A 12,341-nucleotide genomic window follows, 5' to 3' on the forward strand; every position below is an offset into this window, starting at 1 on the left:
CATTATTGTCCGTAACATCAGTGGCTACTTCGACGTGGCCATCACCATTTTGATATTCAGTTTAGCGCCCGTTTGCAGAACATCAACCAAATCCTGAACAGTCAATGATTTGTCGAAGCGAACAACAACAGTCGGCTCAGCAATACCAGCCATGATGGTTTGCAGTTCAGTTTCCAGGTTGGCAGGGTCTACTGGCTTGCGATCGATGAAATACTGCTTATTACCGTCTACCGAGAGCGTTACCTGTTTTTTGCTCAACTGCTGCGAAGACGATGCTTTCGGCAACAACAGTTTGATTACGTTGGGGTTGGCTACGGTTGAAATAATGAGGAAGAACAACAGCAGGAAGAACATGATGTCGTTCAGCGACGACGTCGCTACCTCAGCGGCAAACTTGCGTTTTCTTCGGAGTTTCATATTGGTCTGGGCCAAGCCGGAGCCTGGCCCTTGATAATTTTATAATCGACCAGGCCGGAGCCTGACCCGGACAGAGTTCTACCGCATCCGAACCGTTTCGGTCGGCTTCTGAAGTACTTCAATGAACTCAAAAGCGTTCATTTCCAGCGCGAGCGTGAACTTTTCGATCATCATGTTCAGCAGGTGGTAGCCCGTATAAGCAATCACACCCACAATCAGACCGGCCCCCGACGTAATCATTTTCTCGTACAGACCACCAGCGATGATACCAACGCTGATGTTGTCGGACAGTGAAATATCGTAGAAGATACGGATGATACCCGAGATTGTACCGATGAAGCCCAGCAGCGGTGCAATACCGGCAATGATGCCCAGGTAACCCAGATTTCGTTCCAGCCGGCCAATTTCGATTTGTCCAACTGTTTCGACGGTGGCTTCGATCTCCCGAATTGGCGAACCAATCCGACCAATGGCTTTCTCGAAGATCCGGCCAGTGGCAGTACGTTGGTTTTTACAAAACGACTCAGCCGATTTGATATTACCCTGCAACACCATGTCCTTCACATTGTCGATGAAGCCCGCATCGGTCCGGGTCTGGGCCCGAATGATGAAAAATCGCTCGAAAATCAGGTACAGGGCGCAAAAAAACAGAAAAGCGATGGGGATCATTACCCAGCCGCCTTTGGCTACTAAGTCCAGCAGTTGCAGACTTTGTTGAGGAGCAGCCCCCGAAGCGGCCGATAACGACGCGGCCGTGGTGTCAGTGGCCGGAACCTGGAGCAATAGCATACAGACGATACAAGTGAAAATGGTTCAACCAATGGTCGTTCAGGAATCAAACGACTTTGGTTTTCGGTTATTGTTGTCAAAGATAAGGAAGCTGCCAAAAATCAGAAGAGAAACTTAGGAAATGTCCGGGATTTCAGCGCAGTGAATCGCACTACGCATACTGCCGGACAACAGCCGCAATCTCATCGGCACTGTGGGCGCGTTGCTGCCAGCGTTCGAGTCGTGGGTTCATAATCCGGAACCACAGGGGCGGCACCAGCGCCAGTAGGATCATGGCCGGGTAGCCGGAAGGAAGCTGCGGACTTTGGTCAAAGTGACGAAGTACCTGATACGGCCGCGCTGCGTAAGCGTGATGATCAGAGTGACGCTGAAGTTGAAACAAAACCAGATTGCTGATTACTTCGCTGGCATTCCATGAGTGCAGCGGATTGACGCGCTCATAGCGCCCGGGCGCTACTTCCCGACGGGTTATGCCGTAATGCTCAATGTAATTTATGCTTTCCAGCAGCAGAACGGCAACAAGGCTCTGGACTGCGAAAAAAACAGGTACGGCCCAGATTGAGCGACCAGCCCAGTCACTAAACCCGATCGTCAATGCCGTGCAAAGCAGAGCCGGCAGAATAGCAAACCAGAGCATGTCGTTGTGGCGGCTCCAGACGGGATAGCCTGCCTTCGTCAACAATTTCTTCTGAATTTGCCACGCGCTTCGATAACTACCCACGATACTCTGCTGCCAGAAGGCATACAGTGTCTGATCTTTACGGGCCGTAGCTGGATCGGCCGGGGTCGCTACGTGCACATGATGACCTCTGTTGTGCTCAATCATAAAGTGCATATAACTAACCGACAGCAGCGCCAATCGGGCATGAAACTGAGCCACACGACTGCTACGGTGCCCGAGTTCGTGGGCTACGTTGATGATGGTACCGGAGAATAGCCCGATGCTAATCATCAGGCAAGTTTTTTGAGCAATTGTCAAAGGATCAACCGTCAGGACGTAGCAGCCCCAGAGCAACAGACTGTACTGTAGATAGGCGAACGAGTACAGGAGTACGTCAAAATAGCGGTCGTGTAAGGTTGCTTCAAAGGCGTCGTGGCTGATATTTGACCGGTCGCGGCCAGCTACGAAATCGAGTACCGGAACGATGCAAAAGACGTAGAGAGCACCCGCCCAGGTCCAGGGCGATTCGCCGACGTAGTAGCCGAGCAGGATAACGGCCAACAAACTGTATGACCACAAAAAGCCAAGTTTCTTAAACGGATTCATGGCACGTATTTTTGGGAGGCTAACCAGTTTATAGTAAACCAGTTAGCCTCCCAAAAATTACGGTTTCACCAGAATTTTTCCAAACCGGGCGGTTTGTTCAGCGTGTTCAACAGCCTTGGCGATGTCGTCGAGGGAGTAGCTGGCTTCAACCGGTAATTCAATCTGACCCGATGCCAGCAGTTGAATGACATTCTGGGCTACGTCCTGGCGCGTTTGGCTATCAACCCGGCGCATCCAGTCGGTGAGCCAGAAGCCTTTGACGGTCAGTTCGCGAAAAATCATCATGCCAGCATTGAGGGTGGGGTCCTGCAGGCTAAGTAGCCCATAAATGATCATGGTACCGCCTTTGCTCAGGCATTTCATCGCTTCGCTGGCGGTGTGTCCACCAACGGCATCCAGCACACAGGCAACCCCATTGCCGTCGGTTATCTGCTTGACCCGAGCGGGCAAATTCTCGTGCTCCGTGTTAATAATTTCAGTAATACCCAGTGTTTTAAGCTCATCATTCAGGTTGTCGCGCCGGACGGTACCGATGGTCTGGATACCCCGCATTTTGCACAACTGAATCACCATCTTGCCAAAAGCCGAGCCGGCTGCCGTCACCATGAGCCAGCCACCTTCCGGAACCTTTGACTCCTGCACCAATGCATAGGCCGTGAAGGGGTTCACAAATAACTGAGCCGCTACGTCGTCGCTGATAGCGTCCGGCACCGGAATCAGGCTTCGCTGGTGCGCAATGGCATACTCCGACCATGTCCCAACGCTGGTGAAGCTAACCCGCATGCCGGTACGCATCTGTACACCCTCTCCAAGTGCATCCACAATGCCGACGCCCTCAAACCCGGCCCCGGATGGTAGCTGCGGCCGAATTCCGTACATATTCTGTACAAACATCAGGTCAGAAGGGTTGATCGGGCTGGCCAGCACTTTGACACGGACTTCGCCTGGTTTAGGTTCAGGTGCCGACATATCCATGACTTTCAGGATATCGGTAGGTTTTCCAGTTTGCTCAAAGACAATGGTTTTCATGGAGTTGAGAAAATGAAGTTGCGTTTGGCCCAAAAATATGGCTTAATTCGCACAAACTATTCCTAAACCAAGCTTATTGATGCAAACGTCTCCTTTCCTGGGTGAGCTTATTGGAACGACCGTGTTATTGCTACTCGGCAACGGCGTTGTCGCTAACGTGGTGCTAAAACAAACTAAAGGTGAAGCCGCCGGCTGGATGGTCATAACGACCGGATGGGCCTTTGCCGTAACCATCGCCGTTTTTGTAGCCAAAGCATTTGGCAGCGTTGATGCCCACCTGAATCCTGCCGTAACGGTAGCTTTCGCGGTAGCCACCAACGACTACAATACGATTCCAACGTACATTCCAGCGCAATTAATCGGGGCTTTTCTCGGTGCCGTGCTGGTCTGGTTACAGTATGCCCCTCACTGGGCGGCTACCCCGGCTCCCGGCGACAAACTGGCCTGTTTTGCAACCGGACCAGCTATTCGCAATACGGGTGCTAATCTGCTGAGCGAGTCGTTGGCTACACTGGTACTGATTTTGGGGCTCGCTGGTATTTCATCCAAAAATTTGGGTACCCTGGCTATCGGGGTTGGACCGTATCTGGTAGGCGTGCTGGTCTGGAGTATTGGTCTGTCGCTGGGCGGCACAACCGGATACGCCATTAACCCTGTCCGGGATTTGGGGCCGCGCATTGCCCATGCTATTCTGCCGATTCCCGGCAAAGGATCGTCCGACTGGAGCTACGGCTGGATTCCCATCGTAGGGCCGCTGATTGGTGGAGCGCTGGGGGGCGTACTGATCCGGTGGTTTGCGTTGTAAGACTGAAAACGGGATAATGAACTTTATACGGATATAACAATTTTTTATGCCCACCTACATAGCTGCCATTGACCAGGGCACAACCAGCACACGCTGCATCGTATTCGACCGCTCCGGCGCTATCGTATCACTGGCTCAGAAAGAGCACCGACAGATTTATCCTCAACCGGGCTGGGTCGAACATGACCCCGACGAAATCTGGCGTAATACCCTTGAGGTTATTGCACTGGCCCGTATCAAAGCCAAACTGCAGGTCGGTGATATTGCCGCCGTAGGGATCACCAACCAGCGCGAGACAACCGTCGTCTGGAATCGGCGGACTGGTAAGCCATACTACAATGCACTTGTCTGGCAGGACATGCGGACAGCCGACTACGTAACCCGCTTCTCAAACGATGGAGGCCAGGACCGTTTTCGGGCCAAAACCGGTCTGCCCCTGGCTACGTATTTCAGCGGCTTGAAACTTCGCTGGCTACTCGACAACGTGGAGGGGCTGCGAGCCGATGCCGAGCGGGGCGATGCGTTGTTTGGCAATATGGATACCTTTCTGGTTTGGAACCTGACTGGCGGGCCGCAGGGTGGACTTCACCTGACTGACCAGACCAACGCGAGCCGAACGCAGCTTATGGATCTGGAAACCCTAAACTGGGACGAAGAACTGCTGCGGGCTTTCGACGTACCACGGGCGATGCTTCCTGAAATCCGGCCCAGTAGTGGCGATTTCGGTACGGTTTCATCGGAAGTATTGCCAGGAGTACCCATTGCCGGTATTCTGGGCGATCAGCAGGCCGCGCTGGTTGGGCAAACCTGCTTCGAACCAGGGCAAGCCAAAAACACCTATGGAACCGGTTGTTTTCTGCTGATGAACACGGGGACCGAGCTACGTCACTCAACGTACGGGCTGTTGACAACCGTGGCTTATCAGTTTCGCGGTCAGCCGGTACACTACGCCCTGGAGGGCAGCGTCGCCATTACGGGGGCGCTGGTGCAATGGTTGCGCGACAACCTGGGGATTATTAAAAATAGCGCCGACATTGAAAAGCTGGCTGGCTCCGTGGACGACAACGGCGGGGCGTATTTTGTACCCGCTTTCTCCGGCCTGTATGCTCCCTACTGGAAAGCCGATGCCCGGGGCGTCATTGCCGGACTAACGCGGTTTGTGAACAAAGGGCACCTGGCGCGGGCTGTGCTGGAAGCAACTGCCTACCAGACCGTCGACGTAGTGCGGGCTATGGAGCAGGACGCCAGTGTGAAACTCAGCTCCCTGCGGGTTGATGGCGGCATGACGGTCAACGATTTATTGATGCAGTTTCAGTCCGACGTACTTGACGTACCGGTCGTACGGCCGACCATTACCGAGACGACGGCCCTCGGAGCGGCATACGCAGCGGGTTTGGCTGTCGGTTACTGGAATGGGCTGGACGATCTACGGCAGAACTGGGGGATTGCTCAGACTTACGAACCAAAAATGGCGCAGGATACCCGAAATCGGTTGCTGCACGGGTGGCAGAAAGCCGTTGAACGATCGTTCGGTTGGGAGGGGTAGGGGTTCCTGATCCGATTGTTTTCGATTTTGGCAGTCAACAATTCCACCGAAACCTGTATACCTTTGTAGTCATACCGCGCAAAGCGCGCATTGGTCATGACGCATCAACTTGTACTCAAAAAACCGCTGGCCTTTTTCGACCTCGAAACAACCGGCATCAATATCGCCAAAGACCGGATCATTGATATCTGCATCGCTAAGGCACTGCCCAACGGCGAGGTGATCATCAAAACGCAGCGGGTCCACCCTGGCATGCCCATTCCGGTTGAGTCGAGCATGATTCACGGTATTTTCGATGAGGATGTGAAGGACGCGCCCCCGTTCAAATCGGTTGCCCGCACACTGGCGCAGTTTCTGGAAGGCTGCGATCTGGCCGGTTTCAACTGCAACCGATTTGACGTACCGCTGCTGGTCGAGGAGTTTCTGCGCGCTAATGTTGATTTCGACATGAAAAATCGGCGGCTGGTCGATGCGCAACGAATCTTCCACCTCATGGAACCCCGCAACTTGTCGGCTGCCTATCGGTTTTACTGCGGCAAGGAATTGCTGAACGCGCACAATGCCGAAGCCGATACGTTGGCTACGTTGGAGGTACTCAACGCCCAGGTGCAGAAATACATTGGCCAGATGGCGAAGGATGACAATGGCCAGGACGTTGTTTTTCAGAATGATGTCGACATGCTGCATAACCTGACGGCCAACAAGAATGTAGATCTGGCCGGGCGGATGATTATCAACGAGAAGGGAGAAGAGGTGTTCAATTTTGGCAAGCACAAGGGATTACCGGTACTGGATGTGCTGAAAAAAGAACCGTCATTTTATGACTGGATGCTGAAAGGCGAGTTTCCGCTGGACACCAAACGCCGACTCACCGAAATCCGGTTACGTATGTTTGCTAATGGATTAAATGGAAAGAAATAGCCACTGATTTCACCGATTACGCAAATTTGTTCGACCACATCGGCGTAATCTGTGGCATCTGTGTTCCACGACACATTTGAGTAAGTTGAATAATCCGTAACTTTGCGGCAATTTTTTAGCAACCGGTTAACATGCAACCCACGCAGAACGTCCTAATTCCGGAAGTCATTCAGCAAATACCGCTCACCTATTACATCATTATCAGTACGGCGCTGTTCGTCATTGGCATCATCGGCGTACTGACCCGGCGAAACGCCATCATCATTTTCATGTCCATCGAATTGATGCTGAATGCGGTCAACCTGCTGCTGATCGCGTTTTCGTCGTATCGTTCCGATTCGTCCGGGCAGGTGTTTGTCTTTTTTATCATGGCTGTGGCAGCCGCTGAAGTATCGGTCGGGCTGGCTATCATTGTGATGATCTACCGAAATACCCGCTCTATCGACGTGGGCTTACTGAATAAATTAAAATGGTAAACACTGTCAGGCTGTCGATAAGTAGCCATGTTTCGCTCTTACTGACGAATTGACCTACCGATTTACTCACTACCTATGCAGACAGACTTACTCTGTGCCTTAATTCCGCTCTTTCCTCTCCTTGGTTTTGCCATCAATGGCCTTGGGTTTCGCCGGATACCCAAAAGCCTGGCTGGGGCTATTGCAACCGTAGCTGTACTGGCATCATTTCTGACGAGCTGCTTTCTGTTCGGCGCTTTTTTGGGTAATGCTGACCTGACTAACAACGCCGGGCCGCTGAAAGCCGTTTTGTTCGACTGGATCAGCGTTGGGGATTTGGATATAAGCTTCTCGTTCCAGATCGACCAACTATCGCTGTTGATGTTGCTGGTTGTTACGGGCGTAGGTTCGCTGATTCACTTGTACAGCATTGGCTACATGAAGCACGACGAAGGATTTGGTAAGTTCATGGCTTTCCTGAACCTGTTCGTCTTTTTTATGCTGCTGTTGGTGATGGGATCAAACTACGTCATCATGTTTATCGGCTGGGAGGGCGTTGGACTATGCTCGTACCTGCTGATTGGCTTCTGGAATACGAACACAAATTATAACAATGCCGCCCGCAAAGCCTTCGTCATGAACCGTATTGGTGACCTGGGCTTTTTGCTGGGTATTTTCTGGATCATTAATCTGTTCGGTACGACTGAGTACACCGACGTATTCAAGCAGGCTACCAGCCTGACGATAGGCGATCCTGAAATTCTGGCGATTACACTGCTGCTGTTCGTCGGCGCAATGGGAAAGTCGGCACAGATTCCGCTTTATACGTGGCTCCCCGATGCAATGGCCGGTCCGACACCCGTATCGGCGCTTATTCACGCGGCTACGATGGTAACGGCGGGTATATACATGGTGGTGCGTTCGAACGTTCTGTACACCCTTTCGCCCCTGACGCTGGAAATCATCGGCGGTATTGCGATCGCTACGGCTCTGCTGGCCGCTTCAATTGGTCTGCTGCAAAATGACATCAAGAAAGTACTCGCCTATTCGACGGTCAGCCAGTTGGGCTATATGTTCCTCGGCCTGAGTGTTACGGCTTACACGGCGGGTATGTTTCACGTTATTACCCACGCGTTCTTCAAGGCACTGCTCTTCTTGGGGGCCGGTAGTGTCATCCATGCCATGTCCGATGAGCAGGACATTCGGAACATGGGCGGCCTTCGGAAATACCTCCCCGTTACGTTCATTACGTTCCTGATCGGTACGATTGCTATTTCAGGCTTGCCGCCTTTTGCGGGCTTCTTCTCAAAAGACGAAATTCTGGCGCACGTATTTGAACACAACAAAGTGCTGTGGGCATTGGGCGTACTGGGTTCGGCGTTGACGTCATTTTACATGTTCCGGCTGCTGTTTCTGACGTTCTTCGGCGAATTCCGGGGTACGGAAGAGCAACGGCATCACCTGCACGAGTCGCCTGCTACGATGACAGCACCGCTGGTAGTGTTGGCTATTTTGTCGGCGGTTGGTGGCGCATTGAATCTGCCGGGCGGAGGTTGGCTGGGCGATTTCATGGCTCCGCTGTTTGAAGGATCGCGGCAGGTAAATCCCGAAGCGTTTGCCGAATCAACCATTGAGCACAGTACCGAATACATTCTTATGGCTGTTTCGGCCGGCGTGGCGCTGATAGCCGGTGTCATTGCTTACGCCATGTACGTCAGTCGTGGGGCTGTTCCGGCACCCGATGCGGCCGAGCGTTCGCTGCCCGAACAGGTGGTGTATAATAAGTACTACGTTGATGAGTTTTACGATGCAATCATCGTCCGGCCGATTCGTGGCCTCGGCGATGCGCTCTATAGCTTCGGCGAATTTGTCATTGATGGTATTGTCAATGGGGTGGCCTGGCTGGTACGGGCGGGCTCAAATCAACTGCGGTTGCTTCAAAACGGCTCGATTGGTTTCTACGTCTTCGCGATGGTACTGAGCATAGTCGCCATCATTGCTCTACGCTTCTTCGTCCGTTTTTAACCACCGCTACTCGAACGACCTATGCTAACGCTTGCACTTATACTTTTTCCGGCCGTAGCGGCTACGTTATTACTTCTTGTAAAAGGGGAAACATCCCGCACACTGGCGTTTGGAGCTGCGCTGATTGAACTGGCGCTGGCTGCTTATGTCTTCGTTGGATTTGTGCCCGACGCGAAAACGCAGTTTGCATTCGATTATCCCTGGATTGGCTCGTTAGGTATCCGGTTCAGCGCGGGTGTTGATGGGATCAGCCTATTGCTGGTACTGCTGACCGGTTTGCTGACGCCCTTCATCGTTCTATCGACATTTAATCGGAGCTACAGCCGTCCATCGGTGTTCTACGCGCTCATGTTGTACATGCAGGCAGCGTTGATGGGCGTCTTTACTGCCCGCGACGGTTTCCTGTTTTATTTGTTTTTCGAAGCAGCCCTGATTCCCATTTACTTCCTCGCGGCCATGTGGGGTGGTGAAAATCGAATTCCGGTTACGTTCAAGTTTTTCGTCTATACTATTTTCGGTAGTCTGTTCATGCTGGTGGCACTAGTGTATCTGTACTACCAGACGGCACCAATAAATGGGGCACCTCATTCGTCAGCCATTACTGATTTCTATAATCTAAAGCTTACGCCGGCTGCGCAAGGCTGGGTTTTCTGGGCGTTTTTTATCGCATTCGCCATCAAGATGCCGGTATTCCCGTTCCATACGTGGCAGCCAGATACGTACGTAGAATCGCCGACGCCGGCCACGATGCTGCTGGCCGGTATTATGCTGAAAATGGGCGTGTATGGCCTGATCCGGTTTATTCTGCCGATCGTTCCTCTTGGCGTTGAAGCTTGGGGGACTACAGCGATCATTCTGTCGGTCATCGGTATCGTGTATGGTTCAATTATCGCCATTCGTCAGCGCGATATGAAGCGATTGATTGCCTACTCCTCATTCTCACACGTAGGGTTGATGGCTGCCGGGGTTTTCTCACAAACCGAAACGGGTTTGCAGGGGGCACTGGTGCAGATGCTGGCCCACGGCATCAACGTAGTAGGTATGTTCTTCATTGCCGATGTTATCTTCTCCCGGACAAATACCCGGCAACTCGACCAGCTTGGAGGCATAACCCGCACGACGCCCAAGCTGACCGTATATTTTATGATTATGCTGCTGGGTAGTGTTGCATTGCCGCTTACCAATGGTTTCGTGGGCGAGTTTCTCCTGCTGCATGGCGTATTTACTTACAATCACTACCTCGGTTTAGCGGCTGGATTCACCATCATTTTTGGGGCGGTCTATATGCTCCGGATGTTCCAGAAAAGTATGTTTGGTACCCCATCAGCCCGCACCGAATCGTTTGCGGATCTGACCGGCTCAGAAAGCTGGGTACTACTGCCGCTTGCTTTTATGGTATTCTGGATTGGTATTTACCCGGTTTCCTTTCTGAAAGTAACGGAGCCGGCTGTAGTTAATTTGATGAAATACATCGGCACAACTGCCGTATCCTTGAAATGAGTTATTCAGTTCGGGGTTTGTAGTCAAAAGCTGGCTTAACGGCATAGACTTTTAACTGCAAACAACAAACTATAAACTAAACCATATGCTTCCCATCGTTCTGTTATCTGCTTTTGGCATCCTGCTACTGTTTCTTGGCTTTCTGAAGTCAAGAGCCGTCCTGCTGCCGGCAACGTTATTGTTTCTGCTCGTGTCTCTGGCCGTTAACTTTATCGACTGGAATAAAACGTATCTGTACTTTAACGGCATGTTGCTGACGGACAACTTATCCATGGTTTTTACGGCCATCGTTCTCGGTTCGTCATTCATGGTTGTGGCCTTATCGAGCAGTTTCATGGAAGATGAAGCAGCCCAGCCCGCTGAATACTACGGTATTTTACTGTTTTCGCTGGTCGGGGCTATCATGATGATTGGTTTCGAAAACCTCATCATGCTTTTCGTGGGCGTTGAGATCCTGTCAGTGGCCATGTACGTTCTGACTGGCAGCGATAAACGAAACCTGCGATCCAACGAAGCTGCGTTGAAATACTTCCTGATGGGGGCTTTTGCTACGGGGATTATGCTTTTTGGTATGGCTCTCCTCTACGGTGCTACCGGATCATTTACGTTGGCGGGTATCCGTGCCTACGCCGTCAATCCGCAGGTTGGCCTTTCTCTGCTGTTCTACGTCGGTCTGCTGATGCTCCTGATCGGTTTGCTGTTTAAGGTGTCGGCTGCCCCGTTCCACTTCTGGACTCCGGATGTGTACGATGGAGCCCCAACACTCTTTACCGCGTTCATGTCGACGGTTGTCAAAACCGCCGGGTTTGCAGCTTTGCTGCGATTGTTGTCGGTTTCATTTGGTGGTGTATATACGTTCTGGTGGACCATTCTGGCCATCATTACTGCTTTGACGCTGGTGGCGGGCAATATCACCGCCGTGTATCAGAATAGTTTTAAGCGAATGATGGCTTACTCGAGCATTTCTCATGCTGGCTATCTGCTGATTGGCCTGGCAGCGCTGGGGCAGCAAACGAAACAGGCAATCGTATTCTATTCACTGGCCTATTCTGTCGCAACAATTGCCGCCTTTGGCGTGTTGCTGTTGGTAGCCCGGCAACGAAACGCCGAAACGATTACGTCGGAAGGAAACTCCAGCGAAAGTTTTGATGCCTTCAATGGGTTGGCCCGGCAAAATCCGCTGCTTGGTTTCGCTATGACGGTTTCTATGTTGTCGCTGGCCGGCATTCCGCTAACGGCGGGCTTCTGGGGTAAGTTTTATATGTTCTCAACAGCCGTCGAACGGGGGCAGATCTGGCTTCTGGTAGTAGCCGTCCTCATGTCGGCAGTTGGTATCTATTATTACTTTCGGGTAATCATCGCCATGTATTTCCGGGAAGGAGCAACCGCTCCAATCCGGGTAGCTCCTTTTTATCAGTATGTGCTCGTGGTGGCAACCTTGTTAACAATTGGCCTGGGAATTGCTCCTGGTCTGCTGGAGGGCTTGTTCTAAGCCGAAGCCACTACTTGTCCCGTACCCTCAGTTATACATGATGATTACGGTGGTTTCCAGGTCAAGTAGATACTTTTGTAAGTCCATGGCTAAAA

11 protein-coding genes are annotated in these 12,341 nt (G+C 52.0%); 7 read left to right on the forward strand and 4 right to left on the reverse strand.

Features of this window, described 5'->3' with window-relative positions:
• Nucleotides 1-24: 24 nt before the first annotated feature.
• The 4 genes from BN8_RS28045 to BN8_RS28060 form a co-directional block, all read right to left on the reverse strand.
• Complete coding sequence (locus BN8_RS28045) at nt 25-417, reverse strand: ExbD/TolR family protein (protein WP_009285331.1); 393 nt, start codon at nt 415-417, stop codon at nt 25-27.
• Between the two features lie 78 nt (nt 418-495).
• The gene (locus BN8_RS28050) at nt 496-1,206 is read right to left on the reverse strand and encodes a MotA/TolQ/ExbB proton channel family protein (RefSeq protein ID WP_009285332.1); all 711 of its coding nucleotides are present in this window, start codon (nt 1,204-1,206) and stop codon (nt 496-498) included.
• Nucleotides 1,207-1,357: 151 nt separating this feature from the next.
• Entirely contained in the window at nt 1,358-2,473 is a 1,116-nt protein-coding gene (locus tag BN8_RS28055) for an alkane 1-monooxygenase (RefSeq protein WP_009285333.1), read from the reverse strand.
• A 57-nt stretch (nt 2,474-2,530) separates the two neighbouring features.
• A complete protein-coding gene (locus BN8_RS28060) occupies nt 2,531-3,502 on the reverse strand; it encodes a zinc-dependent alcohol dehydrogenase family protein (RefSeq protein ID WP_009285334.1) in 972 nt (323 codons plus the stop codon).
• A gap of 79 nt (nt 3,503-3,581) precedes the next feature.
• Between BN8_RS28060 and BN8_RS28065 the strand changes: the two genes are divergently transcribed.
• From BN8_RS28065 to BN8_RS28095, 7 genes are all read left to right on the forward strand, one after another.
• Nucleotides 3,582-4,307, forward strand: coding sequence for an MIP/aquaporin family protein (locus BN8_RS28065; RefSeq protein WP_009285335.1), 726 nt, complete (start codon nt 3,582-3,584; stop codon nt 4,305-4,307).
• Nucleotides 4,308-4,353: 46 nt separating this feature from the next.
• The gene (gene glpK, locus BN8_RS28070; protein WP_009285336.1) at nt 4,354-5,853 is read left to right on the forward strand and encodes a glycerol kinase GlpK; all 1,500 of its coding nucleotides are present in this window, start codon (nt 4,354-4,356) and stop codon (nt 5,851-5,853) included.
• 96 nt (nt 5,854-5,949) lie between these two features.
• On the forward strand, nt 5,950-6,774 hold the full coding sequence (locus BN8_RS28075; RefSeq protein ID WP_009285337.1) for a 3'-5' exonuclease: 825 nt from the start codon (nt 5,950-5,952) through the stop codon (nt 6,772-6,774).
• Nucleotides 6,775-6,905: 131 nt separating this feature from the next.
• Nucleotides 6,906-7,250, forward strand: a complete 345-nt coding sequence (nuoK, locus tag BN8_RS28080) for an NADH-quinone oxidoreductase subunit NuoK (protein ID WP_009285338.1) — start codon at nt 6,906-6,908, stop codon at nt 7,248-7,250.
• A 75-nt stretch (nt 7,251-7,325) separates the two neighbouring features.
• Complete coding sequence (gene nuoL, locus BN8_RS28085; RefSeq protein ID WP_009285339.1) at nt 7,326-9,254, forward strand: NADH-quinone oxidoreductase subunit L; 1,929 nt, start codon at nt 7,326-7,328, stop codon at nt 9,252-9,254.
• A 21-nt stretch (nt 9,255-9,275) separates the two neighbouring features.
• On the forward strand, nt 9,276-10,754 hold the full coding sequence (locus BN8_RS28090; RefSeq protein ID WP_009285340.1) for a complex I subunit 4 family protein: 1,479 nt from the start codon (nt 9,276-9,278) through the stop codon (nt 10,752-10,754).
• A gap of 85 nt (nt 10,755-10,839) precedes the next feature.
• Complete coding sequence (locus tag BN8_RS28095) at nt 10,840-12,246, forward strand: NADH-quinone oxidoreductase subunit N (RefSeq protein WP_009285341.1); 1,407 nt, start codon at nt 10,840-10,842, stop codon at nt 12,244-12,246.
• The last annotated feature ends 95 nt before the right edge of the window (nt 12,247-12,341 follow it).

It is taken from the genome of Fibrisoma limi BUZ 3 (genome assembly GCF_000296815.2).
In the GTDB taxonomy this organism is placed as follows: Bacteria; Bacteroidota; Bacteroidia; order Cytophagales; family Spirosomataceae; genus Fibrisoma; species Fibrisoma limi.

Excerpts from the sequence above, each read along its gene's own strand:
- BN8_RS28045 (WP_009285331.1), bottom strand. The coding sequence starts at position 417 with ATGAAACTCCGAAGAAAACGCAAGTTTGCCGCTGAGGTAGCGACGTCG.
- BN8_RS28050 (WP_009285332.1), bottom strand. The coding sequence starts at position 1,206 with ATGCTATTGCTCCAGGTTCCGGCCACTGACACCACGGCCGCGTCGTTA.
- BN8_RS28055 (WP_009285333.1), bottom strand. The coding sequence starts at position 2,473 with ATGAATCCGTTTAAGAAACTTGGCTTTTTGTGGTCATACAGTTTGTTG.
- BN8_RS28060 (WP_009285334.1), bottom strand. The coding sequence starts at position 3,502 with ATGAAAACCATTGTCTTTGAGCAAACTGGAAAACCTACCGATATCCTG.
- BN8_RS28065 (WP_009285335.1), top strand. The coding sequence starts at position 3,582 with ATGCAAACGTCTCCTTTCCTGGGTGAGCTTATTGGAACGACCGTGTTA.
- glpK (WP_009285336.1), top strand. The coding sequence starts at position 4,354 with ATGCCCACCTACATAGCTGCCATTGACCAGGGCACAACCAGCACACGC.
- BN8_RS28075 (WP_009285337.1), top strand. The coding sequence starts at position 5,950 with ATGACGCATCAACTTGTACTCAAAAAACCGCTGGCCTTTTTCGACCTC.
- nuoK (WP_009285338.1), top strand. The coding sequence starts at position 6,906 with ATGCAACCCACGCAGAACGTCCTAATTCCGGAAGTCATTCAGCAAATA.
- nuoL (WP_009285339.1), top strand. The coding sequence starts at position 7,326 with ATGCAGACAGACTTACTCTGTGCCTTAATTCCGCTCTTTCCTCTCCTT.
- BN8_RS28090 (WP_009285340.1), top strand. The coding sequence starts at position 9,276 with ATGCTAACGCTTGCACTTATACTTTTTCCGGCCGTAGCGGCTACGTTA.
- BN8_RS28095 (WP_009285341.1), top strand. The coding sequence starts at position 10,840 with ATGCTTCCCATCGTTCTGTTATCTGCTTTTGGCATCCTGCTACTGTTT.